Here is a 26,573-nt window from a genome sequence, read left to right as displayed (position 1 = left end):
GCGGCCCGGCAATTAGTGTCGAAAGGACACAGGTCGAACAGGCCGAGGAGATGATTCGCCATGTCGATCACACCGAACATGTCGATGGAAACCCACCCGGACATCGTCGCGCTCCGCAACAGCTACGACGAACTCGGCGGCGGTCCCGCCCTCCAGGTGGCAGAGGGATTGATGGTGCTGGCCGGACTTTTCGCGGCGGCGTCGTCGTGGATCGTCGGATTCAGCGGGCAGACGTCCCTGATGATGAGCAACCTCATCTGTGGTCTCGCGGTGGCACTGCTGGCCGCCGGGTACGCCACCACGTACGGACGCACACACGGGATCGCCTTCGTCGCACCGCTTCTGGGGGTGTGGCTGATCGTGTCGCCGTGGCTGGTCTCCGGGGTGAGTACGAGCACGGGAATGATCCTGTCGAACGTCATCGTCGGTGCCGTGATCGTCGTGCTGGGCGCGGCCGGCGTGGGGATGGCGATGACCCGGCGCGGCGCCCGCCGGTAGTGCCGGAACGTCCCGGCCGACGGCCGGTGCGGACGATCCAGACCGTCGGAGTCGCGGTGCTCGCGGTGCTGGTCATCGCGGTGACGCTGTCGCTGACAGGATCCTTCCTGCTGGCGGCGGCGTTCGGGATCGCGTGCGCGCTCGGCGTCGCCGCGGTCCTGCTGCTGTGGCAGGTCCTTCCCCCCACCGACGAGTGAGGTCCGATGCCCGAACCCCCGATGCCCGAACCCAGCCCCTACCTCGGCACGATCACCGTCGACGCCCGCGACGGCCGCGCCCTCGCCCGCTGGTGGGCGCAGGTCCTGCTCGGCCGCGTCGACGAGTACGCCGAGGCCGACGCGTACGTGGTGCGGGCCGACACCCTGCGCGGCATCAACCTGAACTTCCAGACCGTCGACGCACCGACGCCCGGCAAGAACCGCATGCACCTCGACCTCGGCGCCGACGACCGGGCCGCGGTCGTGCAGCGCCTGGCCGGCCTGGGCGCCGCCGTCCTGCACGACGGCGAGGTCACCGGGCTGGGCTGGACCACGCTGACCGACCCGGAGGGCAACCAGTTCTGCGTGTCCGACCCCGCGCCTACGCCGTAGCGGCGGCCTCGGAGTCGTCCGCGTCCTCCGGACGCCGATGCTGCAACTGGGTGGCGGTCGCCAGGCCCGCGGCGAGGAATCCGGCGGCGACGAACAGCGACCAGCGGGTGGCGTCGGCGAAGCCCTCGGACAGGGCGTCGGCGGTCTCCGGTCCGGCCGGGCCGAGCTTGCCGTGGTCGCCCTGCTCCCGGATCGGCGGGATGGTGCCGCCGGCCGAGTCGCGGGTGCTGTCGACCAGCCCCGACTCCACCTGCGGCGGCAACGCGACCGGTTCGAGCCGGTCGGTGAGGCTGTGCGCGAGCCCGAGCGACAGCACGGTGCCGAGGATCGCGGTGCCCAGCGCGGCACCCAACTGACGGACCGTGCTCTGTGTCGCCGAGCCCTGCCCGGACTCCGAGGTCGGGATGTCGACCAGGACCGTGCCGGTGAGCTGCGCCGACGCGAGTCCCAGGCCCAGGCCGTAGATCGCGAGCAGCAGCGCCATCAGCCACGCCGCCGACGACGGCCGCAGGTACAGCGCGAACGCGAGCACACCGATCACCTCGAGCGCGAGGCCGAGCATCACGGTGCGCGGGGCGCCGAACCGCGCGGTGACGTGGCGGGCCGCCGCACCGGACGCGAAGGCACCGAGCGCCATCACCGCGAGCACGTAGCCGGCGCCGAGGGTGCTGAGTCCGTACGCGTTGACGAGGAACAGCGGCAGCACCAGCAGCAGACCGAACTCGCCGATCGCGACGGCCATCGCGGTGCAGTTGCCCCAACTGAAGGTGCGGAACCGGAACAGCTCCAGATCGAGGATGGCCGAGTACCTGATTCGCGCCCGGTGCCGCTCCCAGACCACGAACCCGATCAACGCAACGACGCCGAGGGCGGCGACGACCGGGGTCGCCGAGATCGGCGCGGTCTTCGGCCACGTCGCCCCGAAGACATTCAGGTCCGCGATGGGCTTCCACCAGCCGATGGTCTGGCCTTCGATAAGCGCGAAGATCAACGCGCCGAACCCGATTGCGCTCAGCAGCAGACCCACCACGTCGAGGCCGGGCACGGTGATCTTCGCCCGCGTCTCGGGCACGGTGAGAAACGCGCCGATGATGACGAGGATGCCGATCGGCACGTTCACCAGGAAGATCCACGGCCACGTGAACGACGTCGTCAGCCAGCCGCCGAGCAGCGGGCCGACGGCCGCCATGCCCGAGATGACCGCGCCCCAGACACCGAACGCGATGGCGCGGTCGCGTCCGCGGAACGTGGCGTTGACCGTCGACAGTGTGCACGGCAGCACCAGCGCGCCACCGACACCCTGCACCACGCGGGCGACGATGAGCGCCGTCGACGAGTCCGACGCCGCCGCCATGAGACTGCCCCCGATGAACACGACGACACCGGCGATGAACAACATCCGGCGGCCCAACCGGTCGCCGAGACGTCCGGCGGTGAGCAGCAGCGCCGCGAACACCACGGAGTAGATGCTGTTGATCCACTGGGCGTCGGTGAGGTCGAGACCCAGTTCGTCGATGATCACCGGCAGCGAGACGTTGACGATGGTGCCGTCGACGACGATGAGCGACAGACCGGCGGCGAGAACGCCGAGTCCGATCCACTCCCGGCGGCCCACCTCCGGCTCGGCGTCGGGCGATTCCACGGTCATCTGTTGCGCCTTTCCTCGGGTGGCGCGCCTCGTATCGACGCTACCGCGATTCCACCAGAGCCGATGCGACGTCGTCGGGTAAATCCGTTGGAGATCCGGGCATTTCCAACTTTCGGACGATATCTCCGACGCCGCATCGGCGGGTGGTCAGGCGAAGGCGATGACCTGTTCGCCCCAGGCTGCACGAAGCGGTCCGTCGAGATCGGCGACGACCGCGTCGTGCTTGTCGATCACCAGTGTGGAACGTCCGTCACGGTCGTAGGCGTTCCACTCCGGTTCCCCCTCGATACCGACGGGAGTTCCGGTCGTGGCGAACGCGAGCCACCGGTGCTGCATCCGCTCCGACACCTTCCGTCCGGTGGACAGTCCGCCCAACAGGTAGGTGATCTCCTTGGGCCCGTGTGCGATGTTGCCGAACACGTAGGGCAGTTCGGTGGCATGTGTTGCACCGATCTTGAGCGCCTTGAGCATCGGGGTCGCGTAGTCGAACCGGTAGAGCCACGTCGGGGCATAGCGGCTGTGCGCCTCCACGATCCACAGCGTGGGGAGCCGGAAGCCGAAGTCCCGGGTGAGGCCCATCGCGTCGCTCTTCGTGGCGAGCCCCGAATAGGCCGACTCGATCCGCGCCTGATCGGGGAAATCCACGTCCGGGTGCTCGGCCGCGATCTCCGCGAACATGCCGCGGATGACGTCGGGGTCGAGCGGCATGAGCGGCGACTTCATCAGCTTGAACAGCGACGCCTCGTCCTTGTTCGTGCCGATCAGGAGCGGGACACGCAGAGCGGTGCCGTTCCAGTACGCGTTCACCGGGTAGTCGGGCAGCAGGTCCCCGTCCACGACCGGCCCGAATGCGAGCGTCCCGGGGGTGTCGGTGGGGATGCGCGCGAACAGCGCGTCCGACGCGGCCAGCAACTCGTCGGTGCTCGCGGTGAGCAGACGCTCGACGGGATCGTCGGCCCCACCGAGGATTTCGAGGAACAGCTGTGCCACATGCGCCGCACGCTCCTGGTTGTACACCGACGTGGCCGGCGAACTCTCGGCGATCGCACGGTGGAACAACCCACGCGCCGACGGCATCGTCATCAGCGTGGTCACCGCGCCGCCCCCGGCCGACTCCCCGAACACCGTGACCCGGTCCGGGTCGCCCCCGAAGGCCGCGATGTTCGCCTGTACCCAACGCAGCGCGGCGAGCATGTCCTGCATCGCGACGTTGGTGTCGAAGCGCTGGCGGTCGTTGCTCAGCGACGAGAAGTCGACGAACCCGAACACACCGAGACGGTAGTTGATGGTGACGACCACGACGTCGCCGTTCTCGGCGAGCGCCCGACCGTCGTAGACGGGCTGGCTCGACGCCCCGCGGAAGTAGGCACCGCCGTGGATCCACAGCATCACCGGCTTGTTCGCCGCGCCCGTGGTCGGCGCCCACACGTTGAGCGACAGGCAGTCCTCGTCCTGACGGACGTCGTCGCCGAGCGACATTCCCGGCATGGCACTCTGCGGCCCCACCGGTCCGAACCGATCCGCGTCGAACACCTCGGTCCACGGCTGCGGGGGCACCGGCGCACAGAAGCGACGAACACCGGTCGGAGCGGCCGCGTAGCGGATGCCCTTCCATACCGCGACGGGGCCGTCGTGGGTGCCGCGCACCGGTCCGTAGGTCGTCTGGATGATGGCCGTATCGGCCTGGGGGGCAACGTTGGTCATTTCTCTCCTCCTCCGGTTCGATGCGTTCACACGGTGAGCGCGGTGACGATGTGCGAAACCTGCAGGCCCGCAAGAAGAACGAACAGCACGGTCATGATGGCGGCGTTGTGCCGGATCAGTTCCTCCTTGACCACACCCAGCGCCGCGGTCACCCGCTTCGAGGGAACGGCGGCGAGGACGGCCAGCGCGATCAGACCCAGCCCGCCGAGGACGGCGAAACCGGCGATGAGCGCGGCGGCGTGGGCCAGGGGCAGGTGCCCCTCCGCGATGAGGGCACCGGCCTTGAGCTCGAGGGGCAGGTTCTTGGCATTCGGCACGGTGAGCAGCAGGCTGAGCACCGCGGCGCGACCGGGCTTCATGGTGTCGATCTGCGCCATCCAGCTCGGCATCGCGGCCGGGGCGCCGTTGCGGGGGCGACCCCGCCAGCTGAGCGCGGCCAGCACCAGGAAGGCGAGGCCGAACACGGTCGCGAAGATCAGCTGGGTCGGATGGGCGGCACTGCCGGCGTCGGCGGCGCTGGTCTTGGTGGTCGCGGCGACGACTCCGACGATGACGGCCGAGGCCGCCACTGCAGTGGCCGTGAACGCGAACGCATTCGCCTTGGCGCGCGCGGACAGCAGAATCGCGATCAGGGCAGCGATCGGGATCGGGCTGACGATCATGCCGAGTGCGATTGGAATCAGTTGCGTCGCTGTGTGTCCCATATCGGCTCACGTCCCTTCGTCACGCGGGATGCGCGAGCCGTCCGTCAGCTCGTCGGCTGTCGTGGCCGGCATCCGAGAGGAACGTTAGGAGCACCGATTCGGCGGTCCCGGTGGACGTTCGGGTATTGCGACAACCTGCCGTGACGGCCGACACAGTCGGCGGGAGGGCGGTCAGTCCAGGCGGACGGAGAGCAGCACCGACCCATGCTCCTGGACCAGTTCAGCAGTGCCGACCTTCTCGGCCAGCGTGGTCAGGCCCACCCCGTCCCCGGCATCACGAGAGATCCTCCCCGGAGAGCGAATCCCGATGCAGATAACCGATGTCCGCGGGTTGACGACCATCGTCAGGTGCAGCGTCCCGCCCGTTCCGTGCCGGATCGCGTTGGTGAAGCCCTCGGAGAGGACGTCGATCGCGTGCTCGAGCCGCACCGGACTCGCCGACAGCAGCGGCCAGACATCGGGGTCGATGTCGGTGAGCACCGGCACCGCGGACGACCACATCGCGACCAGTTCGGTGATCTGCTGGTCGGCGTCGGAGGTGGGGATCCGGGGACGCATCTCCTCGCGGGCCACCTCGTCGAGCACCCGATCGAGGATCTCCGACACCGTCACCTCCACCGACGGCCGGCCGGCGGAGCGATCCGGCGCCGTCGTGGCACCGCGCATCAGCAGTGCCGCTGCCACCAGTTCGCCCTGCACCGACGAGTGCAGGACGTGCGCGAGCCGGCGGCGTGCCGCCACCACCCGCCCGTGCACCTCCGCCGACAGGTGGCTCTGCTCGGCGAGCGCCGTCGCGAGCTGCTGCTCTTCCAGCGCGCGTTGGTCGTTCGCGGCCCGGATCAGACACATCGCGAGGGCGGCGAACGGATAGAACGCGATACCGGGAAGGACGAACGCCGGCGGGAACCCGACGCCGCCGAGGATCAGCCAGAACGCCACCGCGGTGACCGCTGCGACGGCGCTGTACGCGACCGTCAGGAACAGGATCCGCGCGGTCGCGCCCTCGATCCGCACCGCCACCTTCTCCACGACCCAGTTGCCCGAGATGCACACGATGAGCCCGGCGCCGACCTGCAACACCGTCTCGCGCACGCCGTAACTGGTAACGAGATACGTCAGGACGACCGCCGTGTACAGCAGCACCGGCAGCGCGAGCGGGGCCGGGCGCACCGCCTGCAGCACCCCGCGCAGGCGTTCGCCCAGGGTCAGCACCGGGAGTTCGACACTGCGCTGCGGCAGCGGGGTGACGTCGTCGAACAGGGCGTGGCTCATCGGCCGGACGATGTCCTCCGAGATCTCCCGCAGCAGGCGCGCCCCGCCCACCGAGTCGATACCGACCCGGTCCGATGCGGCGAGCGCCGAATCGATCTGCGCCGCCAGATCATCGGCGTAACGTCGCCCCAGCCCCGCGAGGTACTCCTCGTCGACGCGCCGCTGCTCGTCGAGCGCCGCGCGGGCGGACCGCAGCCGCTGCATCGTCGCGTTGTGCTCGCGAACCGAGTCCACGAGGATCGCGACCAGCGACAGCGCCACCACCCCGGTGATCATGTTGATGAACAGCCGAATCCAGATCGACCTGTCGTCGGTGGGGAAACCGTTGAACACCAACAGTGCGTCGAGAAGGAACGGTCGGCAGGCGCCGAGGGCCGCGAATACGAGCAGTGCCACGCCCACACGTGGCCGCGGGCGATCCGGCCTGAGCACCGTGAGCCAGGCAACCAGCAGAGCGACGCCCATGATCATGTGCACCATGACCGCGACAGCGAAGTAGGACGGCCAGTCCCGCGGGCTGCGTGCGGTGATGTAGCTGCCCATCACCGTGACGGCGAACGGGGCGGTCAGAATCCACGACCAGCGCGTGACGGCGGAGCTGCCGCCGATCCGCGCCACCCAGGGAAACCGACGACTCACTCTGTCGCCGTCGGCATTCCGAAGCGGCGGACGTACAGCTGCGCCGCCGCGACCCGCGGATTCAGGTCGGGGTTGTGGTTGACCCCGAGCGCGTCGAAGGTACGGGTCACCATCTTCTCGACGCTGCGCAGGCTCGACTCGCGACGCCGGGCGATCTCCGCATTGGACCACCCGAGCGCGATGCAGCGCAGCACATCGAGTTGGGTGCGGGTGAGGTGCCCGAGGGCGGCGTCGGGACCGTCCGGCACGCGCCGAGGTGGCAGCGGCTTCTCCGCCAGCGCGGATTCCACCGCCGCCACCAGTTGCTCGACGGACTCGAGTTCGACCTTGTCCAGGAACACCGATCCCACCGGAACGCCCTCACCCGGAGCGATTCCCGCCCGCGGGTAGTTCGTGAGGAACACCGTCGCGCAGTGCGGCGCCCGGGCGTGGACGATCGTCGCCATCTCCATCCCGTTGGGCCGCGATCCGAGGTCGATGTCGGTGACCAGAACGTCCGGGTCGATCTCGTCGAGATCGGCGAGCGCGGTCGACGCGGACGGCCGGTCGTGGACCTCGAACCCGGCGTGCCGCAGCGCATCGGCCACGAGGGAGCGCATCAGCGGCTGGTCCTCGACCACGAGTGCCCGACGCACCCATGCGGTCTCTTTCACAGGAAAGAGACTAACGGGTCGAAACCGAATGCAAGAGCTAGTGCGCGAACCTAACGAACTGTCGACAGAATGCCGACGATCGACTCGAACAGATCCAACGAACCGGCCGCGGATCCGCTCGGCCCGGGCTCCTCGGGGGCCGGGCCATTTCCCGATCGAGTGTTCGCCCAGACGATCGGGCGGCCCGGCGGCGTGAGAGGTGCTGGGTCAGCGTCCCGGCACGAACTTCATCGCCTTGATGAACGGCGGCAGCAGCTTGGCCCACACCTTGGCCGGAAGCCACCGCGGGCCACCGAGATTGACGACCCGGGTGGTCGCGACGGTCTGCGATTCCGTGTACTTGAGCAGGCCCTCGGCGCCGTGCCGGCGTCCGACGCCGGACACCCCCATGCCGCCCATCGGGGCGGCGGTGCTGCCCCAGGTGGGGCCGTAGCCCTCGTCGACGTTGACGGTGCCGGCCATGACACGGGCGGCGATGGCCTCGCCCTCGGCGTGGCTGCCCGCCCACACGCTCGCATTGAGCCCGTAGTCGGTGTCGTTGGCGCGTGCGATCGCCTCCTCGACGTCGGCCACCGGGTAGATCGAGACGAGCGGCCCGAACGTCTCGTTCGCGTAGCACTCCATCTCGGGAGTCACACCGGTGAGCACGGTGGCCTCGTAGAACAGCGGACCCAGGTCGGGACGCGCCTTGCCGCCCGCGACGACGGTGGCGCCCTTTGCGACCGCGTCGTCGACGTGGCCGGACACGGTCTTGACCTGGTCCTCGGAGACGAGGCTGCCCATCTCGATGCCGAACTCGTAGCCGGGTGCCAGGCTCATGTTCCGGACCCGCTCGCCGAACATCCGCGTGAACTCGGGAGCGATCGCTTCCTCGACGTAGATCCGCTCGACCGAGATGCACAGCTGGCCGGAGTTCGAGAAGCATGCGCGGACGGCGGCGTCGGTGACCTCACGCAGGTTCGCGCCCTTCGCCACGATCATCGGGTTCTTGCCGCCCAGCTCGGCGGAGAAGCCGATGAGCCGCCGCCCGGCCTGCTCCGCGAGGAGGCGTCCGGTAGCGGTGGAGCCGGTGAACATCAGGTAGTCGGTGTTTTCCACCAGCGCGGTGCCGACGACCGAACCGGGGCCGGGCACCACCGCGAAGAGGTCGCGGGGCAGGCCCGCCTGGTACAGCAGTTCGGCACACGCGAGCGCGCAGTACGGCGTCTGGCTGTCCGGCTTGATCACGACGGCATTACCGGCGAGCAGTGCCGCGATCGCGTCGGACACCGCCAGCGTCATCGGGTAATTCCACGGCGAGATGACGCCGACGACGCCCTTCGCGTGGTGCCGGACGACGGTCTTGGTGAGCCCCGGCAGCATGCCCTGGACCCGGCTGGGACGCAGCAACTTCGGGGCGAGGCGTGCGTAGTAGCGGGAGGTCATCGCGATGTCGAGGACCTCCTCCTGCGCGGAGGCGCGGGACTTGCCGGTCTCGGCCTGCGCCATGTCCATCAGCGCGTCCTTGTGTTCGAGCACCAGGTCGCGGTAGCGGAGGAACACCTCGGCCCGCTCGACCGGGGATCGCTTCTCCCACGCCTTCTGCGCCACCCGGGCCCGCTCGATCGCGGCGAGCGCATCGGCCGCGGTGCCGATCGGCACGGTCGCGAGCTCGCGACCGGTGAACGCCTCCACGACCGGACGGGTCGCGCGGTCCGCGGCGTCCGGGATGGCAATGAGATCGGCGAGGCGGGCGAACGTCGCCGCGGACGGAGCAGGCATTTTCGTACTCCTACTGGTGAGTAGATTTCGAGTTACACACAACCTACCCCGTCCGTGGCCACCGTCACAGGGATCAGGGCGCGATCCATGTCTTGTGAACAGCAGGATCGCGTCCAGGCTCGGCCGCACCCCGTGCACGTTCTTTCGATGCGTTTGCGACATCGTCCGGCAATCGAACTCGGCGACGACGAGTTCGATCAGCTCAGCGCTCTCGGCTGAGCGTCAGCGGACCGCCGGCGGATTCTGCTGCTGCAGCATGGTCCACCCGATCGCCCCGATGGCCGCCGCGGCAGCGCCGGCGACGCCGACCCACATCAGCGGGGAGCCCGACGATCCCGCGCCGGACGATCCGAGGCTGCCGAGCGATCCGTTGCCGCCGGAATCCGGCGTCGGGAAAGTCACCTCGCCGTCGAGTTCGCGGACGACGGAGGCGGCCCGAGACGTGACACGCGCCTGCCAGGGGCCGTCCGAGACATCAGTGCCGACAGGAAGCCGGAAGCGCACCTTTCCGGCGCCGCCGGCGGGAACGAGCACACGATCGGACGGCATCGGGCCGATGTTCGCCGGCCCCGACAGGTTCAGTTCGCTCTCGAGGTCGAGCGCCCGTGTGCCGGTATTGCGGATATCGGCGACAACAACGGCACGGCCGTCGGGATCACGTTCACCGGTGAGCCGGTCGATCTGAAAATCCGCAATCTGCCCGGCCCCGGCGCCCACCGTCACGTAGGTGCGGATGCCGACCTCGGATGCCGCCGCCACGCCACCGTTGACGGCCTGCGCCGCCAAGATACCCGCGTACTGGGTACCCACCGGCGCATCCGCGGGGACGGTGATCGTCACAGTCACGTCACCGCTCTGCCCGCTCGGCAGTTGCAGTCGCTGACTGTCGAGGCGGATCCATTCCGTGAGTCGGTTGGCCGTACCGCGTTCTCCGGTCGTGAACTGTCCACGCCACTCGGACGCCGCGCCGGCGTAGACATCGATCATCTGCGACTGACCAGTGTTGTTCGAGACCCGCACATGTCGCTGGATCGGGGTGCCGGGAGAAACATTGCCGACGATGTAGTGCTGCGTGCGCGGATCAGCAGGGTCGACCGGTTGATCTACAACCTTGATGCCGATCGTCCCGGTCGGCAGCTGGGGAGCTGCGTGCACTACCGTCGTCGACGCGGCGACGAACGATGCGAGCAGAGCCAGGAGTGCGAGAAGGTTCCGCAACAATGAACGCATGGAATGACTTTCGTGAGCTGCCGACGACTTACACGGCGGACTGGATCAGGGTTGCACTGTAGTTTCCGACGGTCACACCGGCGGGCAGATCGATGCGCAGCGAAGGGGTCCACACGAACGTCACGTCCGGCCGACTGTGGGCGGAGATACCCGCCACGGCCTTCACGGAGCTCAGCGTCTGCGGTCCGGTGCTCCGCAGCCCCATGGTCGAGCCGACCGCCGTGTAGGTGACCCCGGCCCGGGGAATGGTGGTGGTGCCGTTGGTGACGTCCGAAATCGACGCCGATACCGTGACCGAGCGGTTGGTGCCGTTCCGACGATCGCGCACGCTGGAGGCGGGAATCGTGCCGGTGACGTTGTCCTGTCCCGTGGTCCAATCGATGCGTACCGTGCGCGGAACGGACAGTTCGAGCGGCCCGCTCAGCCCGGTGATGTCGAAGGTCACGTCGGTCGCCCCGCTGGTGGTTGCCGCCGCCGTGCCCGCCAGCGACCCGGGAACGACCGTCATCGCGATCACGGCGGCACCCACACCGAGCGCTGCTGCCGTGCTGCGCATCTCGTTCCTCCAATGAACTCGTACGGACGTCAGGTGCTACCGAGACGACCGTCGAGATGCGCTTCGAAGCGACTCATTTCAACAAACAATTGGACGCTTGTCCACATACACATACCTTCCGAGCGCCCGAATCCCGCCTCACCCCGCCGACACGACCTCCTTGGCCCAGCGGTAGTCGGCCTTCCCGGTCGGCGACCGCCGGATCGAGGACACCAGGACCACCGACCGCGGAATCTTGTAGCCGGCGACGTGGATCCGGCAGTGTTCGGCGATCTCGTCCGGGTCGACGTCGTCGAACCCGGGGCGCAGCTGGACCACGGCGGCGACCTTCTCACCGAACCGGATGTCGGGGGCGCCCGCGACCAGCGCGTCCAGCACGGCCGGGTGGGTCTTGAGGGCGGACTCCACCTCCTCGGGGTACACCTTCTCGCCGCCCGTGTTGATGCACGTCGACCCGCGGCCGAGAAGGAAGATGGCGCCGTCCTCCTCCACCCGGCCCATGTCGCCGAGGACGGCCAGACGCACCCCGTCGACCTCGATGAACGTGGCGGCGGTCTTCTCGGCGTCGTTGTAGTACGCGAGCGGCACGTGACCCTTACGGGCAAGGAAGCCGATCTCGTCCGAGCCCGGCGCGATCGGTCGGCTGTTCTCGTCGACGAGGATCAGGTTGGGGTTGAATCGAATCCGCTTGGTGCCGTCCTCGGCGAACTCGAGGATGCCGTCGTTGCCGGTCTCGGAGGCGCCGAACGCGTCCTTGATCGTCAGGCCCGGAATCAGCTCGCGCAGTTCGTCCTTGAGCGCGGGCGAGAACAGCGCACCGCCGGAACCCATCAGCTTCAGGGAGCTGAGGTCGTAGCGGCCGCGGTGCTCCTTGATCGCCTCCGCGATGGGCCGCGCGATGGCGTCGCCGATGACCGTGATGCCGGTGATCTTCTCGGCCTCGATCACCCGCAGTACGTCGACCGGGTCGAACGTCCGGCAGAACACGCGCGGCGCACCCATGAGGAGCGCGGTGAGAAGCGAGTAGATGGCCCCGCCGTGCATGAGCGGCGGGATGACGAGATAGGTCTGCGGATCGGTGTTCGCGACCGCACCGGCGACCACCTCCTCGACCGACCGCCGCGGGGCGCCGCCGATGTTGCCGCCGGACAGGGCCGCGAAGTAGAAGTCCTCCTGGCGCCACACGACGCCCTTCGGCATGCCGGTGGTGCCGCCGGTGTAGATGACGAAGTGGTCGTCGTCGCTGCGGGGCCCGAACCCGCGCGCGTCGGACTGCGCGCCCAGCGCATCCTCGTAGTCGACTGCGGTGACGCCGTCGTAGCCGGCGGGCAGCCCGTCGTGCTCGCCGACCACGATGACATTGTCGACCTTCGGGCTCTTCGCCAGTGCGGCACCGGCCGGCGCGAGGTACTCGTTCTCGACGATCAGGGCGACACTGTCCGAGTTGGTGTAGAGATACTCCAGCTCGGCGTCGGTGTAGCGGAAGTTGATGTTGATGGCGACGGCGCGGATCTTCATGCAGGCCAACAGCGCCTCGATGTACTCGATGCGGTTGCGCATGTGGACCGCGACGTGCTGGCCGGGGCGCACACCCACCGACTCGAGGTGGTGGGCGAGCCGGTTGGCCCGTCGATCGAGTTCGGCATAGCTGCGGCGCTGGTCGTCGCACACCACCGGGACCCGATCGGGGATCGCGTCGGCGACAGCTTCGTACAGGTCGGCGATGTTCAGCGTCACGTAGTTCCATCCTCGTTCCGTAGTGACTCACGTCACCACCCCGTTTCTTCGGGAAGCTAACACAATCGAACGCTTGATGGGGTCAAAATCGTTGTGTCGGTGCCGCCGTCAAGATTCCGTCAGGACCGAGCCGCCGCTCTTGCCCGCGCTGAACGGGCGAGCAATGCTTTGAACATGTGTTCAGCCATGTCGGTTCCGGCGGATCGGGACCTGAACACCCGCGCCCGCATCCGCGATGCCGCGATCCGGGTGTTCGGCGCACAGGGATTCGACGCCGGCGTGCGCGCCGTCGCCACCGCGGCCGGGGTGTCGCCGGGCCTGGTCAACCACCACTTCGGTTCCAAGCAGGGCCTGCGGGCGGTGTGCGACGAGCACGTGCTCGACATCATCGTCACCGAGAAACGCGAGGTTCTCACCGCGAGCGGCCCGGCGCGGATGCTCGCATCGCTCGGCGAGATCGAACGGTACGCACCACTGGTCGCCTACCTCGTTCGGTCCTTCCAGGCCGGCGGCGACCTCGCCGCGGCGCTGTTCGAGCACATGGTCGCCGGCGTCGAGAGCTATCTCGAGGCGGCGGTCGCCGAGGGCCGGGTACGGGCGACCCGCTCGCCCACCGCGCGCGCCCGGTACCTCGCGATGAACAGCCTCGGGTCGACGCTGCTGTACCTGCAGATGCACACCGCGCCCGACGGTTCGGTGGACGTGGCCCGCGCGATCCGGGAGATGACCGACGAGATCATGCTCCCCGCCCTCGAGCTCTACACCGACGGGCTGTTCACCGATTCGACCCTGCTCGACGCCTACACCCATCACGCACCCTCGGAGGAGCGGGCATGACCACCATCATCGAAGTCGACCGGTTGGAGAAGACGTTCGGCACCACCCGCGCGCTCGACGGCCTGGACCTGACGGTCGGCGAGGGCGAGGTCCACGGGTTCCTCGGCCCCAACGGTGCCGGCAAGTCCACGACCATCCGGGTGCTGCTCGGCATGCTGCGGGCGAACGGTGGCAGCGCAACCCTGTTCGGACGCGACGTGTGGCGTGACGCCGTGGCGCTGCACCGCGAGGTCGCCTACGTGCCAGGCGATGTCACGCTGTGGCCGTCGCTCACGGGCGGCGAGATCATCGACCTGCTGGCGCGGATGCGCGGCGGGCTCGACACCACTCGCCGTGCCGACCTGATCGAGCGCTTCGACCTCGATCCGCGGAAGAAGGCGCGGTCGTACTCGAAGGGCAATCGGCAGAAGGTTGCGGTGATCTCCGCGTTCTCGTCGCACGCGCGGCTACTCCTGCTCGACGAACCCACGTCCGGACTGGATCCGTTGATGGAGAAGGTGTTCCGCGACTGCATTGCCGAGGCCCGCGACCGCGGGGTGACGGTACTGCTGTCGAGTCACATCCTGTCCGAGGTGGACGCCCTGTGCGAGAAGGTCACCATCATCCGAGCCGGGAAGTCGGTCGAGAGCGGGTCGATCGCGTCGATGCGTCACCTGAGCCGGACGTCCATCACGGCCGAACTCACCGGCGACCTCGGCGATCTCGGCCGGATCCCGGGTGTCGAGGACATCCGGATCGACGGCCGGACACTGCACTGCCAGGTGGACGCCGACAGCCTCGGCGCGCTCATCCGCACGCTCGGCGACACCGGCGTCCGGAGCCTGGTCAGCACGCCGCCGACACTCGAGGAGCTGTTCCTGCGACACTACGAACTCACGGAGGAGGTCCGGGTATGACCACCACCGCGGCGCCGACCGTCGCCGGCGCGGCCGTACCGGCGCAGTCCCCGTTCACCGGAACCACCGCCCTCGCCCGCCTGGCCCTGCGGCGCGACCGGGTCATCCTGCCGCTGTGGTCGATCGTCATCGGTCTGCTTCCGATCGTCTACGGCAAGGCGATCATGGGGCTGTACACCACCCAGAGCCAGCTCGACGCCTTCGCGTCCTCGACGGCGACCCTGAAATCCGAAATCGCCTTGGTGGGACCGATCTTCGGTTCCAGCGTGGGGGCGCTGACCACGTGGCGCGCCGGCTATCTGTTCACCTTCCTCGCCGTCGCCGTGATCCTCACGGTCGTGCGGCACACGAGGACCGAGGAGGAGACCGGCCGCACCGAGCTGCTCGATTCGACGGCGGTGGGACGGTACGCGGGACTGACGGCGGCGCTCGCTGTGGCCGGGCTGGGGGCCGTCGTCAGCGCCGTCGTCGCCACGGTCGGGCTGATCTCGATCGACATCGGCGTGACCGGGGCGGTCGCGTTCGGTGCGGCCGTGCTCGGTGCCGGCGCCGTCTTCGCCGGTGTCGCCGCCGTCGCGGCGCAGGTCAGTACATCGGCCCGCCTCGCGCGCGGCATCTCGTTCGGGGTGCTCGCGGTCGCCTTCCTGCTGCGCGCCGTCGGTGACGCCGGTTCGGGAGCGCTGTCGTGGCTGTCGCCGATCGGCTGGTCCCAGCAGGTCCGCCCCTACGCCGACGAACGCTGGTGGGTGCTGCTGCTGCCCGCCGTCACCACCGTCGCGCTGGTCGTCGTCGCGTACCGACTGCTCGCCCGCCGCGACCTCGGCGCGGGCCTCATCGCCGAGCGCCCCGGCCCGGCGACGTCACCGCCGTCGCTGTCCGGACCGGTCGGACTTGCGTGGCACGGACAGCGCGGACCGCTCGTCGCGTGGACGGTGGGGCTGGCGGTGTTCGCGCTCGTGATCGGCGGTGCCGCGCACGGCGTCAGCGACCAACTCGGGAACAGCGAGGCGGTGCTCGCGGCACTGGCCCGGCTCGGCGGCACGCAGGCGATCGAGGACTCGTTCATCGCGTTGGGGTTCACCATCTTCGGGCTCGTCGCCGGTGCCTACTCCGTCTCCGCGACACTGCAACTGCACGACGAGGAGGAGGCGGGCCGTGCCGAGTCGGTGCTCGCCGCGTCGATCTCCCGCACCCGTTGGGCACTGAGCCACATCGTGTTCGCGCTCGCCGGGCCGGCCGTGGCGCTCACCGTGGCCGGACTCGCGGCGGGACTCGCCTACGGGGCGTCGATCGGCGACGTCGGCGGGCAGGTGCCACGAATCCTCGCCGCCGCACTGGTGCAACTGCCCGGGGTGTGGGTGCTGACCGGGATCACCGTCGCGATGTTCGGACTCGTGCCGCGCGTCGCCCCCGCGGCGTGGGGCGTCTTCGCGGCGATGATGGCGCTCTACGTGTTCGGCATGGTGGCCGACCTGCCGCAGCCGCTGCTCGACCTCGTGCCGTTCCTGCACCTGCCCCGACTGCCCGGCGGCGAGTTCCAACTGACACCGATCCTGTGGCTGCTGCTGATCGCGGCGGGACTGCTGATCACCGGACTGGCGGCACTGCGGCGCCGCGATCTGCGCTGACTCACGTGTCGGCGTCGCCCAGCAGTGCCTGCAGCCGGGCGAGCTCACCGTCGGCGAGCTCGACCCCCTGCACGGCGAGGGCCCAGTCGAAGTCGTTGGTCGACCAGCGGTGCACCGGTTCGGCGATGCGCAGCGGCCACGGCTCGTCGGACCGAGGACGGCGCGTGAGGAACCCGGAGATCGCGCGGTCGTCGCCCAGCCGCGCTTCGAAGGCGCCCGTGTTCTCGTCGAGCGTGTGCACGTAGCGCACGCTCAGGTCGGCGCGAACGTCGACGACCAGCGGCTCACCGGATACGTTGGCGCGGAACCAGTCCCGCCTCCTGCTCGCGGCCGCCTCGTGATCGGCGCGCATCTGCCGCTGTCGCTCCTCCGCGGAGCGAACGGGTCCCGAATACGTGAACAGGCTGTCCGCGAACGTCCCGCCGGCCTCGAACTCGACCCACTCGTGGACGACGCCGGCGCCGTCATTCCGGCTCTGCAGCCACAGGCCCGTCTCCCGGTCGACGACGATCTGGATCGGAAAGGGCTTGCGCGACGGCGGCGCCAACTCGACCGTCCACGCGTCGCGGCCCAGGAACACCGTCGTGCCGATCGGTCCGTTCGGTCTCGTGAAGTCGTCACCGGCCCAGTCGGTGGCAGGCCGCCGTTCGAGCAATTCGGTGCCATCGCCGAGATAGCGCACGTCGGCGTCGACGTACTCGAGCGGCTCGGGATATTCGTCCGAGAATCGCCAACTGGTGTGCCCGTCGGAGATCATCAGCGGCGCGCCGTCCATGCGTTCCACCCGCAGGCGGGGACCGTCCCGCCACACGCGGGCGCCGTCGTCCCCGGCTCCGCCGCCGGTGAGAACGACCGGCCGCATGCCCGACATCCACCCCACGGTGCCGCGTCGCGCGTCGTCGTCGGCGAATCTGCTCCGGACCACCCCGTGCACCGGCAGGTCCGGTCCGTCGACCATGCGGACGAGCACCTCCACCCACGACACATCGCCCGGCATGTCCGCCCCTCCCCACCCGATCCGCGAACGGGATTCCACGGTACGCATTCGAGACCTAACCGTGCCGTGAATTCCCGGTCAGGGGCTGCTGTGGGGTTCCTAAACTCGGGACCATGACAGCTTCGCGCGCGTCAGACGAGGTCGTGGACTGGTCCAAGATCGAGAAGCGGGCGCCGACGGTCGCCCGGATGTTCGTCGATCGGGTGACGGCGTCACCCCGGTCCGAGGCGTTCCGCCACCCGGGGCCGGGTGGCGAGGACTGGGTGAGCGTGACGTGGTCGGAGGTGGGCGAGCGCGTCAGACGCCTCGCGGCCGGCCTGATCGCGCTGGGGGTGCAGTCCGAACAACGGGTGGCGCTCGCCTCCGCGACCCGCTACGAGTGGGTGCTCGCGGACCTGGCGGTGATGTGTGCGGGCGCGGCCACCACCACGGTCTACCCGACGACCACCGCCTCCGACGTCGCGTTCATCGTCGCGAACTCGGGCAGCCGCATCGTCGTCGCCGAGGACGAGGCGCAGCTCGCCAAGCTGCGCGAACACCGCGAGGAGATGCCCGACGTCGACCGGGTGGTCCTCATCGACGGCACCGTGCCGGACGACGAATGGGTGATCGGGTTCGACGAACTCGCCACGCTCGGTGAGCGCCTGCTGTCCGAGCGACCCGACGCCGTCGACGAGCGGATCGCCGGCATCTCCCCCGACAGCCTCGCCACCCTGATCTACACGTCGGGCACCACCGGGCGGCCGAAGGGCGTGCGGCTGCCGCACTCGGCGTGGACGTACGAGGCCGCGGCCATCGACGCCACCGGCATCCTCGACCCCGACGATCTCCAGTACCTGTGGCTGCCGCTGTCGCACGTGTTCGGCAAGGTGCTGCTCACGCTGCCGCTGCAGATCGGGTTCGCGACCGCGGTCGACGGCCGGGTCGACAGGATCGTCGACAACCTCGCGGTGGTCAGACCGACCTTCATGGGCGCGGCGCCACGGATCTTCGAGAAGGCGCACGCCCGGATCGAGGGCACGGTGCGGGCCGAGGGTGGCGTCAAGGAGAAGATCTTCGACTGGGCGATCGGCGTGGGCCTGACGGCATCCAAGGCACGGCAGTCCGGAAAGGCACTGTCCCGCAGTCAGAAAGCTCAGTATGCCGTGGCCGACCGACTGGTGTTCCAGAAGATCCGGGACCGGTTCGGCGGACGGCTGAAGTTCTTCATCTCGGGATCGGCGGCGCTGGATCGCGATGTGGCGCAATGGTTCGACGCGGTCGGCATCGTGGTCCTCGAGGGCTACGGGCTGTCCGAGACCAGCGCGGCGTCGCTCGTGAACCGGCCGTCCGCGTACCGGTTCGGCACCGTCGGCTGGCCCATCCCCGGTACCGAGGTGAAGATCGCCGAGGACGGCGAGATCCTGATCAAGGGTCCCGGCGTGATGAGCGGCTACCACGAGAATCCGGAGGCCACCGCGGACGCCCTGGAACCGGACGGCTGGTTCCACACCGGCGACATCGGGACGGTCGACGCCAACGGGTTCCTGCGGATCACCGACCGCAAGAAGGACATGTTCAAGACGTCCAACGGGAAGTACGTGGCGCCGTCGGCGATCGCGGCGACGTTCAAGGGGATCTGCCCGTATGTCGGCGAGATCATCGTGCACGGCGAGGGGAAGTCGTACTGCGTCGCGCTGATCAGTCTCGACGGCGAGGCCGTCGCCGAATGGGCTGTCGACAACGGGATGGGCGACAGGCCGCTGCGCGAGATCGCCTCGGCGGGACCGACGGTCGCGATGATGAGCGCGTACGTGGATCAGCTCAACGCCGGACTCAACCGGTGGGAGCAGATCAAACGCTTCACGATCCTCGAACGCGAACTCACCGTCGAGAACGGCGAGATCACCCCCAGCATGAAGCTCAAGCGCAAGAAGGTGGTCGACAACTTCTCGGATCGGATCACCGAACTGTACGGCTGAGCAACTCCACCGCGACCGCCTTCGCGGCCCGGCGATCGGTCTTGCCGCCCGGACCGACATCGAGCCGATCCACGGCAACGACGTACTCCGGCAGGTACTCGGTGGTGACGCCCCGCGAGCGTAGCCACTGCGCGAGCGTCTCGGTGTCCAGGTGATCTCCGGCGACGGGCACGACGACCGCGCAGACGCGTTCGCCGAAGATGTCGTCGGGAACCCCGACGACGGCCACGTCCGACACCGACGGGTGATCACCGACGAGTTCCTCGATCTCGACGATCGAGATGTTCTTGCCGCCGCGGATGACGAAATCGGCTGTGCGACCGACGACTCGAACACGGCCCGCGTCGTCGACCTCGACGACGTCACCGAGCAGCATCCAGCCGTCGCCCGTGTACAACTCGGTGTTCGCCGCCGGATCCGCCCAGTACCCGGCGGACACCAGCGGCCCGCGGACAGCGGGCCGACCGCGGCGCGGCCGGTCCCGACAGTCGGCGCCGGAGTCGTCGAGTACCCGAACGTTCGCCGACTCGAGCACGTGACCGCACGTACGCAGCCGCGTCTCGACGTCGTCGTCGAGGGTCGTACGGCTCACCACCCCGGCCTCGTTGGAGCCGTAGAACTGCAACACCTTGGCGCCGGTGCGCTCCTCGAACGCCCGGGCGTCCCGGTAGGGCACCGGTTCGCCGCCGGTGTACAGGACACGCAGGCTCGAGAGATCCCGGTGCCGGACCGCATCCGAGCGCAGTAGCATCCTGAACTGTGTACTGACACAGCACAGTACGGGCACCCGCTCGCGTTCGATCATCATCGCCATCTCGTCGACGTCGAACTTCGCCGTCACCACCACCGGAACGCCGAGCAGGGTCGGCAGGAAGTGCGCCGACCACAACCCGAAACCGAACGGCGCCGGGACAACGGAACAGACGACGTCCCCCGGCCCGATCCGGCCGCCCCGCATCGCCTCCCGCGCGAAGGCGACCCACTTGCGCTCGTCGTGGGCCACCACCTTCGGCAGACCCGTCGTCCCCGACGTCGAATTGAGGATCGTCACCTCGGACGTGGTGAACGGGGCGCCCGGCGCGGCCGTGTCACCGTGCTCGACTCCGCCGAGACGATGCCGGTCGACGGCACCGCTGCCCTCGTCGACCACCACGACATCCGCCGGGAACACCCCCTGCTCACGCAGCTCCTCGACCAGCCCGGTCCACGACCGCCCACGGATCTCCGGTGCGGTGACGAGAACCGATGCGCCGGTGCGCCGCATGATGTGTGCGATCTCCCGCACCCCGGACCGCACACCGATCGCCGCCGCCACCCGGCCGGCGCGGTAGCTGCCGCACAGCGCAGCGTGGACGCCGGCCGTGTCGGGCAGTAACAGCGCCGCCCGGGAGCGGAGACCACCGGCCGTCGCGCGAAGCTCGCGCGCCACAGCGTCGGCCAACCGGTCGTACTCGCGCCACGTCGTGGTCCGGGCCGGCGTCACGAACGCCCGGCCGTCGGGGATCTGTCGGGCCCAGGACCGGACGACGTCGCTGAGCGGCATGTCGGCGTAGTGCTCGGGAGCCTCGACGAAACCTCCTGGGCGGATGTGCTGTTCAGTCATGTCACCGCTACCTCGTCATGCCCACGTGACGAAGGTCGAAGATCCCGAGATTGGCCCACGGCATGTCCTCCACGCCAGTGACCTTCCCGGTCGAGACGGTGGCGATCGACGGGTTGCAGATCGGGACGTACAGCGCTTCCTGCAGCGTCAGATTCCAGATCTGGTGATACAGGTCCGCCCGTTCCTCCTCCGACAGCGTCGGAGCGGCGGCCTTGGTCGCGAGAGCCTCGATCTGCGGGTTTCCGTTGCCGATGTCGTAGGCGCCGAGCACGTAGGCGTTGACGGTTTCGGCGGGATCGACGCGCGGGTTCATGCTCCCCGAGACCATCGACTCGAAATCTCCTGCGACGTAGCGGGGCTCGTTCTGCGTGTTCGGCAGCGGGTTCAGCTCGGCATCGATTCCTGCCTTCGACAGCGCCGACTGGATGACGTTGGCGGGCTTCTCGGTGTTGGTTCCCGCGGCGAACGTCAGCGTGACCTTCGCACCACCCGCCGCCTGCACGAGGCTCTTCGCCTTGTCCAGATCGAACTCGTACGGGTACTCGTACGACGCGTCGGCCGGCCAGCTTCCCGCGGGATACAGCTGACGGTAGGGGGTACAGGTTCCCGAGAACAGAGCGCTGACGGCCTCGGGGTCGATCGCCGTGGCCACCGCCTGCCGCACTTGCGGATCGGCCAGGTCGCCCTGAGCCCGCATGAACAGACCGATGATGCTGCGAAACTTGTCCTCGGAGACGGCAAGTGCTCCGCTCTTCGCCAGCGACTGCGCTTCGACGATCTCGTTCGCCGAACTCACCCAACTGAGATCGGTCGCCCCTGTCTTCAGACCGTTGAGGCGGGTGCTCGCATCGGGAATCCACGTGAACTCGATTCCGGCCAGCTTCCCGGCCTCCGGATCCCAGTTGGGATCCTCGGCCCGCACCATGGAGACCGACTCCTCGGGGACGTACGCGGTCACGAGATACGCACCGGAACCCGCCTTACCCGGGTTGTTGCGCAGATCCGCACCGGATTCGATCGCTTGGGGGCTGATCATCATTCCCGCGTTCCCCGTGAACACGCCCGGCAGCTCCACCCCGGTCCCTGGACGCAGGCGCAGCCGCACGGTGTACTCGCCGACGACGTCGACACCCTCGATGTTCTTGAACGTACCCGCGACCGTGCTGCCTTCCATGGTCTGGCCGCGCCGAATGTTCGCGGCCACGGCCTCGGCGTCGAACTTGGCACCGTCGTGGAAGGTGACGTCGTCGCGGAGCTTCATCTCGAGATACGAACCGTCGGGCGCGAACTCCCACGACTCCGCGAGTCCCGGCTGCAGGTTTCCGTCACCGTCCACCACGGTGAGCCGATCGAAGATCATTGTGAGGTAACCCCATCCGCCGTAACTCGTCTGGAGATACGGGTCCAGGTTTCGGGTGGGATTGCTCGACGTCACCCGTAGAACCGCGGTGGGGTCGAGTTCGGCGGAAGCGCTCGCGGCCGGTGACGACGACGCACCGCCGCCACACCCCGCGAGCACCACTGTTGCCGCCGCGAACACGGCGCAACTCTGCAAGCCACGAATCCATCTGCCTGTCATCGACATCCTCCTGAGAAGCCTCGATCAACCCATACGGACGGTCACACTTTTCTGCACTCACACCTTCGTCGGTACTTCTGTCGGACTGCCCGTGCTCACCTGTACTTCCGCAGCTCCTGCCGCGCGACGCTCCGGATGTGCACCTCGTCCGGACCGTCGGCGATGCCGAGGATGCGCGCGCTGGCCCACATGCGCGCGATCGGGAAGTCGTCGGTCACGCCGCCGCCGCCGTGACACTGGATCGCCCGGTTCAGCACGGATCTGGCGACTCGCGGTCCGATCACCTTCACCGCGGCGATCTCGATCTGCGCGCCCTTGGCGCCCACCCGGTCGATCATCCAGGCGGTCTTGAGCACCAGCAGGCGCGCCTGCTCGATCTCCATGCGCGACTCGGCGATCCAGGTCCGGACCACGCCCTGGTCGGAGATCGGACCACCGAAGGCATTGCGTGCCATCGTGCGCCGCACCATCAGTTCCAGTCCGCGCTCGGCCATACCGATGCAGCGCATCGCGTGATGGATGCGGCCGGGACCGAGGCGGGCCTGGGCGATCGCGAAACCCTCGCCCTCGCCGGCGAGCATGTTGGTGACCGGCACCCGCACGTCGGTGAACTGGATCTCGGCGTGCCCCTGCTGGTCGTGGTACCCGAAGATCGGCAGCGAGCGGACGATCTCGACGCCGGGCGTCGCGACCGGGACGAGGATCATCGACTGCTGGCGATGTGGTGCGGCGTCCGGGTCGGTCTTGCCCATCACGACGAGGATCTCGCAGCGCGGATCCGCGGCGCCGGTGGTCCACCACTTGCGACCGTTGATCACGTACTCGTCGCCGTCGCGCACGATCGACGTCGAGATGTTGCGGGCGTCCGACGACGCGACGTCCGGTTCGGTCATCGAGAAGCCCGACCGGATGCGGCCGTCGAGCAGCGGTTCGAGCCACCGCTCCTTCTGCTCGGGAGTGCCGAACATGTGCAGGATCTCCATGTTGCCGGTCGACGGCGCGGAGCAGTTGAGGGCCTCCGGCGCGATGTACGGCGACCGGCCGGTCACCTCCGCGATGTGCGCGTAGTCCAGGTGCGTCAGTCCGGACAGCGCGGGCAGGAAGAGGTTCCACATGCCCTGTCGGCGGGCCTCGACCTTGAGGTCCTCGACGACGGGCGGCAGCTCGTGGCTGCGTGGTCCGGACGCCTCGAGTTGCTCGGCGTAGACCGGCTCGGCCGGGTACACGTAGTCGTCCATGAACGCCTCGAGGCGCTCGATGATGTCCCGGGCTTCCGGGCTCGGCGACAGATCCATCCGTCAGTTCCTCCAGCTCGTGAGAATGACCTTGCCGCGCGCGCGTCGCCCCATCACCACGTCCAACGCCGCGGATGCCTCCGCCAGCGGGTACGTCTCGCTGACGTGCGGACGCAGCGCGCCGCGGTCGTACCAGTCGAACAGCCGACGCATGTTCGCGGCGTTGCGCTCCGGGTTGCGCTTGGCCCACGCCCCCCACAGCACGCCGTGCAGAGCGCCGCCACTGACCAGCAGTCGGTTCATCCCTACCCTGGGGATGTCACCGGAGGCGTATCCGACGGTGAGATACCGTCCGCCCCAAGCCAATGCGCGGATCGCGGTCTGCGCATGGTCGCCACCGACCGGGTCGTACACGACGTCGACGCCGCCCGGTGCCACCTCGGCCAGTCGCGCCTTCAGGTCGTCGGCGGAGTAGTCGATCAGCTCGTCGGCACCGTGCTCGCGGCACAGCGCCAGCTTGTCGGCGGTGGAGGCCGCCGCGATCACGCGGGCGCCCAACGCCTTTCCGATCTCGACGGCGGTCAGACCGACACCACCGGACGCGCCCAGCACCAGCAGCGTCTCCCCGGCCGCGAGGTCGGCCCGGTCGACCAGGCCGTGGTACGACGTCCCGTAGGTCACCACGAAGCCCGCGGCGTCGACGTACGACATCGAGTCCGGGATCGGGAACACCATCGTCGCGGGCACCGTCACCAGTTCCGCGTAGCCGCCCATCCCGCAGAACGCCAGCACCCGGTCGCCGACAGCGACACCGTCGACGTTCGCTCCGACGGCCCGGACGACGCCGGCGACCTCGGAGCCCGGCACGAACGGCAGTTCCGGCTTGGTCTGGTAGTTCCCTGAGACGACGAGGCCGTCGGGGAAGTTGACGCCGGCCGCGTGCACCTCGACGAGGACCTCGCCGTGACCGGGTTCGGGGTCGGCGATGTCCCTGTACTGCAACACCTCCGGCTCGCCGAGCACCTCGCACAGTTGCACCTTCACGCCGCGCCCCCCGTCACGAACGTCGCCCACGCCTTGACCGCGAGTCCGCCGGTCTGACGGGCACAATCGAGCTCGAGGTCGACCTTGGACACTCCGTCCTCCTCGTACTCGCGCAACACCTGCGCGGTGCAGGTGAGCACATCGTCGGGCCACACCTGCTCGAGGAACCGCACCCGGAACGAGCGGACGTTCTCGGCGCCGAGCCAGTCGGTGGCGTAGGTGGCCAGCAGCCCGGCCTGGAACATCCCGACCGAGAACGGGCTCTTGTAGCCGGCCGCCTCCGCGTAGGTCTGGTCGTGGTGGATGGGGTTCATGTCCCCGGACGCGCCCTGGTAGCGGACGAAGTCGGTGCGGGTCACCGGTCCGACGGTCCAGGGCTCGGGAACGGTCAGGGTCGCGGTCATCATGCCTCCGTCGCGGGTCGGGCGGTCTCGACACCGGTCATGGTCGCGCGGGCCACAAGTGTGCCTGTGGGGTCGACGAAGTCGGTGACCATCACCGCGAACGTCATCTCCCCACCGCGCCGGCCCTGCTTGGTGTAGACGTCGGTGATCCGGGAGGTGCAGCGCAGACGCGTGCCGGCCTTCGGCGGCGGGCCGAAGAACTCGTACTGCTGCTCGGCGTGCAAGCCACGCTTGCCGTCGAGTTCCACAGCCTTCCAGGGGTTTCCCTCGGGTGGCTGCCAGTGCAGGGTGGTGGTGAGGAAGGTCGGTGGGGACACCGCGTCCTCGCGCTCGAGATAGTCGGGGTTGGTCGAGTGCGTCGCCTTCGCGAATTCGCGGACCTTGCCCCGCTCGACGTCGAGGTCGAACGGCACGCCCTCGACTCCGACAGCGTCTGCGTTTGCCATGTTCTCTCCAGGAATGTGGTTCGGTCGAGGGGCGCGGGCTCAGACGAGCCCGCTCATCTCCTGCACCAGCTCGTCGACGGTCCAACGGGCGCCCTTGTCGAGGACCTTCCCGTACTGCCAGCCGAGGAACTGCCGGATCTCGCCGCCCTTGGCGTAGAACACCGATCCGTTGGCCGGGCACTGCTCGGTGAGGAGGTAGGCGACGACGGGCGAGACGTTCCCGGGGTGGTAGACGTCGAACTCGTTCGGGTCGGCGGGCTTCGCGACCATGTCCTTGATGCCGGGTACGTTCTCGGTCATCCGGGTGCGGGCCACGGGGGTGATCGCGTTGGCGCGCACCCCGTAACGGTCCAGTTCCTGCGCCAGAATCACCGTGAGCGACGCGATTCCGGCCTTGGCCGCGCCGTAATTACTCTGCCCGACGGCGCCGAGCAGCCCGGACGTGCTCGAGACGTTCACGATCGACGCCGCGACCGCGTCACCCGCCTTCGAGCGGTCGCGCCAGTGTGCGCCGAAGACGCGGCACGGGGCGAACGTCGCACGCAGCTGTCCGGTGATGACGTCGTCCCACTCGTCCTCACTCATGTTGACGAACATGCGATCTCGCAGGATGCCGGCGTTGTTCACCAGCCCGTGCACCTCGCCGAAACTGCCGAGCGCGGTGTCGAGCAGGCTCTGTGCGCCCTCGATCGTGGTGATGTCCGCGGTGTTCGCGACCGCGGCGCCGCCCGCCGCGGTGATCTCGTCCGCGACCTGCTGCGCGAGCGCCGGATCCGAACCCTTGCCGTCGGGTCCGGCGCCGGTGTCGTTGACGACCACCCGGGCGCCCTCGGCAGCGGCCAGCAGCGCGTGCTCACGCCCGATACCGCGACCGGCGCCGGTCACCACGATCACTCGATCCTTCAGCTGGTTCATCTGATGTCTCCTCGTAGAAGTGTGAGTTCGGTTGTG

The 26,573-nt window shown here is 68.8% G+C and carries 24 protein-coding genes; 7 read left to right on the top strand and 17 right to left on the bottom strand.

Annotation, left to right across the window (positions count from 1 at the left end):
- Positions 1-60 precede the first annotated feature (60 nt).
- From LCL87_RS23640 to LCL87_RS23630, 3 genes are read left to right on the top strand one after another with little or no spacing between them, the layout of a single operon-like run.
- Positions 61-498, top strand: a complete 438-nt coding sequence (locus LCL87_RS23640; RefSeq protein WP_225023886.1) for an SPW repeat protein — start codon at positions 61-63, stop codon at positions 496-498.
- A 26-nt stretch (positions 499-524) separates the two neighbouring features.
- Positions 525-695, top strand: coding sequence for a hypothetical protein (locus tag LCL87_RS23635; RefSeq protein ID WP_225023885.1), 171 nt, complete (start codon positions 525-527; stop codon positions 693-695).
- A gap of 6 nt (positions 696-701) precedes the next feature.
- The gene (locus LCL87_RS23630) at positions 702-1,088 is read left to right on the top strand and encodes a VOC family protein (RefSeq protein WP_225023884.1); all 387 of its coding nucleotides are present in this window, start codon (positions 702-704) and stop codon (positions 1,086-1,088) included.
- On the opposite strand, the gene LCL87_RS23625 is transcribed toward LCL87_RS23630, so the two are convergent.
- The 9 genes from LCL87_RS23625 to LCL87_RS23585 all read right to left on the bottom strand — a co-directional run bounded on the left by LCL87_RS23625 (position 1,078) and on the right by LCL87_RS23585 (position 12,992).
- Complete coding sequence (locus LCL87_RS23625; RefSeq protein ID WP_225023883.1) at positions 1,078-2,736, bottom strand: DHA2 family efflux MFS transporter permease subunit; 1,659 nt, start codon at positions 2,734-2,736, stop codon at positions 1,078-1,080. The genes LCL87_RS23630 and LCL87_RS23625 overlap by 11 nt on opposite strands.
- 147 nt (positions 2,737-2,883) lie before the next feature.
- Positions 2,884-4,440, bottom strand: a complete 1,557-nt coding sequence (locus LCL87_RS23620; RefSeq protein WP_225023882.1) for a carboxylesterase/lipase family protein — start codon at positions 4,438-4,440, stop codon at positions 2,884-2,886.
- Positions 4,441-4,466: 26 nt separating this feature from the next.
- Entirely contained in the window at positions 4,467-5,144 is a 678-nt protein-coding gene (locus LCL87_RS23615; protein WP_225023881.1) for a GAP family protein, read from the bottom strand.
- Between the two features lie 171 nt (positions 5,145-5,315).
- The gene (locus LCL87_RS23610; protein ID WP_225023880.1) at positions 5,316-7,055 is read right to left on the bottom strand and encodes a sensor histidine kinase; all 1,740 of its coding nucleotides are present in this window, start codon (positions 7,053-7,055) and stop codon (positions 5,316-5,318) included.
- On the bottom strand, positions 7,052-7,708 hold the full coding sequence (locus LCL87_RS23605; RefSeq protein WP_225023879.1) for a response regulator transcription factor: 657 nt from the start codon (positions 7,706-7,708) through the stop codon (positions 7,052-7,054). Before LCL87_RS23605 ends, LCL87_RS23610 begins: the two co-directional genes overlap by 4 nt.
- Positions 7,709-7,915: 207 nt before the next feature.
- Complete coding sequence (locus LCL87_RS23600) at positions 7,916-9,631, bottom strand: succinic semialdehyde dehydrogenase (RefSeq protein WP_510850849.1); 1,716 nt, start codon at positions 9,629-9,631, stop codon at positions 7,916-7,918.
- Positions 9,632-9,691: 60 nt separating this feature from the next.
- Positions 9,692-10,699, bottom strand: a complete 1,008-nt coding sequence (locus tag LCL87_RS23595; RefSeq protein ID WP_225023877.1) for a hypothetical protein — start codon at positions 10,697-10,699, stop codon at positions 9,692-9,694.
- Between the two features lie 28 nt (positions 10,700-10,727).
- The gene (locus LCL87_RS23590; protein ID WP_225023876.1) at positions 10,728-11,255 is read right to left on the bottom strand and encodes a hypothetical protein; all 528 of its coding nucleotides are present in this window, start codon (positions 11,253-11,255) and stop codon (positions 10,728-10,730) included.
- Between the two features lie 138 nt (positions 11,256-11,393).
- Positions 11,394-12,992, bottom strand: a complete 1,599-nt coding sequence (locus LCL87_RS23585; RefSeq protein WP_225023875.1) for an acyl-CoA synthetase — start codon at positions 12,990-12,992, stop codon at positions 11,394-11,396.
- A gap of 186 nt (positions 12,993-13,178) precedes the next feature.
- Here LCL87_RS23585 and LCL87_RS23580 point away from each other — a divergent pair, with 186 nt between their 5' ends.
- From LCL87_RS23580 to LCL87_RS23570, 3 genes are read left to right on the top strand one after another with little or no spacing between them, the layout of a single operon-like run.
- A complete protein-coding gene (locus tag LCL87_RS23580) occupies positions 13,179-13,829 on the top strand; it encodes a TetR family transcriptional regulator (protein ID WP_225023926.1) in 651 nt (216 codons plus the stop codon).
- The gene (locus LCL87_RS23575; protein ID WP_225023874.1) at positions 13,826-14,725 is read left to right on the top strand and encodes an ABC transporter ATP-binding protein; all 900 of its coding nucleotides are present in this window, start codon (positions 13,826-13,828) and stop codon (positions 14,723-14,725) included. Before LCL87_RS23580 ends, LCL87_RS23575 begins: the two co-directional genes overlap by 4 nt.
- On the top strand, positions 14,722-16,353 hold the full coding sequence (locus LCL87_RS23570; protein ID WP_225023873.1) for an efflux permease Rv1217c-related protein: 1,632 nt from the start codon (positions 14,722-14,724) through the stop codon (positions 16,351-16,353). Before LCL87_RS23575 ends, LCL87_RS23570 begins: the two co-directional genes overlap by 4 nt.
- 1 nt (position 16,354) lies before the next feature.
- Here the strand turns inward: LCL87_RS23570 and LCL87_RS23565 are convergent, their stop codons facing one another.
- Positions 16,355-17,350, bottom strand: coding sequence for a hypothetical protein (locus tag LCL87_RS23565; RefSeq protein WP_225023872.1), 996 nt, complete (start codon positions 17,348-17,350; stop codon positions 16,355-16,357).
- Between the two features lie 113 nt (positions 17,351-17,463).
- Here LCL87_RS23565 and LCL87_RS23560 point away from each other — a divergent pair, with 113 nt between their 5' ends.
- On the top strand, positions 17,464-19,311 hold the full coding sequence (locus LCL87_RS23560; protein ID WP_225023871.1) for an AMP-dependent synthetase/ligase: 1,848 nt from the start codon (positions 17,464-17,466) through the stop codon (positions 19,309-19,311).
- Here LCL87_RS23560 and LCL87_RS23555 read toward each other — a convergent pair.
- The 7 genes from LCL87_RS23555 to LCL87_RS23525 form a co-directional block, all read right to left on the bottom strand.
- The gene (locus LCL87_RS23555; protein WP_225023870.1) at positions 19,292-20,914 is read right to left on the bottom strand and encodes a class I adenylate-forming enzyme family protein; all 1,623 of its coding nucleotides are present in this window, start codon (positions 20,912-20,914) and stop codon (positions 19,292-19,294) included. The genes LCL87_RS23560 and LCL87_RS23555 overlap by 20 nt on opposite strands.
- A 7-nt stretch (positions 20,915-20,921) precedes the next feature.
- Positions 20,922-22,493, bottom strand: coding sequence for an ABC transporter substrate-binding protein (locus LCL87_RS23550; protein WP_225023869.1), 1,572 nt, complete (start codon positions 22,491-22,493; stop codon positions 20,922-20,924).
- 95 nt (positions 22,494-22,588) lie between these two features.
- On the bottom strand, positions 22,589-23,788 hold the full coding sequence (locus tag LCL87_RS23545) for an acyl-CoA dehydrogenase family protein (protein WP_225023868.1): 1,200 nt from the start codon (positions 23,786-23,788) through the stop codon (positions 22,589-22,591).
- 3 nt (positions 23,789-23,791) lie between these two features.
- Positions 23,792-24,772, bottom strand: coding sequence for an NADPH:quinone oxidoreductase family protein (locus LCL87_RS23540; RefSeq protein ID WP_225023867.1), 981 nt, complete (start codon positions 24,770-24,772; stop codon positions 23,792-23,794).
- Complete coding sequence (locus LCL87_RS23535) at positions 24,769-25,179, bottom strand: MaoC/PaaZ C-terminal domain-containing protein (RefSeq protein WP_225023866.1); 411 nt, start codon at positions 25,177-25,179, stop codon at positions 24,769-24,771. Before LCL87_RS23535 ends, LCL87_RS23540 begins: the two co-directional genes overlap by 4 nt.
- Entirely contained in the window at positions 25,176-25,622 is a 447-nt protein-coding gene (locus LCL87_RS23530) for an FAS1-like dehydratase domain-containing protein (protein WP_005516472.1), read from the bottom strand. The genes LCL87_RS23535 and LCL87_RS23530 overlap by 4 nt, the downstream gene beginning before the upstream one ends.
- Before the next feature lie 39 nt (positions 25,623-25,661).
- Entirely contained in the window at positions 25,662-26,537 is an 876-nt protein-coding gene (locus tag LCL87_RS23525; RefSeq protein ID WP_225023865.1) for an SDR family oxidoreductase, read from the bottom strand.
- Positions 26,538-26,573 lie beyond the last annotated feature (36 nt).

Origin of the sequence: Prescottella equi, from assembly GCF_020171745.1 — a bacterium.
Classification (GTDB): Bacteria; Actinomycetota; Actinomycetes; order Mycobacteriales; family Mycobacteriaceae; genus Prescottella; species Prescottella equi_A.
This window is presented reverse-complemented; position numbering and strand designations above follow the sequence as displayed.

Excerpts from the sequence above, each read along its gene's own strand:
- LCL87_RS23640 (WP_225023886.1), top strand. The coding sequence starts at position 61 with ATGTCGATCACACCGAACATGTCGATGGAAACCCACCCGGACATCGTC.
- LCL87_RS23630 (WP_225023884.1), top strand. The coding sequence starts at position 702 with ATGCCCGAACCCCCGATGCCCGAACCCAGCCCCTACCTCGGCACGATC.
- LCL87_RS23625 (WP_225023883.1), bottom strand. The coding sequence starts at position 2,736 with ATGACCGTGGAATCGCCCGACGCCGAGCCGGAGGTGGGCCGCCGGGAG.
- LCL87_RS23620 (WP_225023882.1), bottom strand. The coding sequence starts at position 4,440 with ATGACCAACGTTGCCCCCCAGGCCGATACGGCCATCATCCAGACGACC.
- LCL87_RS23615 (WP_225023881.1), bottom strand. The coding sequence starts at position 5,144 with ATGGGACACACAGCGACGCAACTGATTCCAATCGCACTCGGCATGATC.
- LCL87_RS23600 (WP_510850849.1), bottom strand. The coding sequence starts at position 9,631 with ATGTCGCAAACGCATCGAAAGAACGTGCACGGGGTGCGGCCGAGCCTG.
- LCL87_RS23595 (WP_225023877.1), bottom strand. The coding sequence starts at position 10,699 with ATGCGTTCATTGTTGCGGAACCTTCTCGCACTCCTGGCTCTGCTCGCA.
- LCL87_RS23590 (WP_225023876.1), bottom strand. The coding sequence starts at position 11,255 with ATGCGCAGCACGGCAGCAGCGCTCGGTGTGGGTGCCGCCGTGATCGCG.
- LCL87_RS23580 (WP_225023926.1), top strand. The coding sequence starts at position 13,179 with ATGTCGGTTCCGGCGGATCGGGACCTGAACACCCGCGCCCGCATCCGC.
- LCL87_RS23575 (WP_225023874.1), top strand. The coding sequence starts at position 13,826 with ATGACCACCATCATCGAAGTCGACCGGTTGGAGAAGACGTTCGGCACC.
- LCL87_RS23570 (WP_225023873.1), top strand. The coding sequence starts at position 14,722 with ATGACCACCACCGCGGCGCCGACCGTCGCCGGCGCGGCCGTACCGGCG.
- LCL87_RS23565 (WP_225023872.1), bottom strand. The coding sequence starts at position 17,350 with ATGCCGGGCGATGTGTCGTGGGTGGAGGTGCTCGTCCGCATGGTCGAC.
- LCL87_RS23560 (WP_225023871.1), top strand. The coding sequence starts at position 17,464 with ATGACAGCTTCGCGCGCGTCAGACGAGGTCGTGGACTGGTCCAAGATC.
- LCL87_RS23555 (WP_225023870.1), bottom strand. The coding sequence starts at position 20,914 with ATGACTGAACAGCACATCCGCCCAGGAGGTTTCGTCGAGGCTCCCGAG.
- LCL87_RS23550 (WP_225023869.1), bottom strand. The coding sequence starts at position 22,493 with ATGACAGGCAGATGGATTCGTGGCTTGCAGAGTTGCGCCGTGTTCGCG.
- LCL87_RS23545 (WP_225023868.1), bottom strand. The coding sequence starts at position 23,788 with ATGGATCTGTCGCCGAGCCCGGAAGCCCGGGACATCATCGAGCGCCTC.
- LCL87_RS23535 (WP_225023866.1), bottom strand. The coding sequence starts at position 25,179 with ATGATGACCGCGACCCTGACCGTTCCCGAGCCCTGGACCGTCGGACCG.
- LCL87_RS23530 (WP_005516472.1), bottom strand. The coding sequence starts at position 25,622 with ATGGCAAACGCAGACGCTGTCGGAGTCGAGGGCGTGCCGTTCGACCTC.
- LCL87_RS23525 (WP_225023865.1), bottom strand. The coding sequence starts at position 26,537 with ATGAACCAGCTGAAGGATCGAGTGATCGTGGTGACCGGCGCCGGTCGC.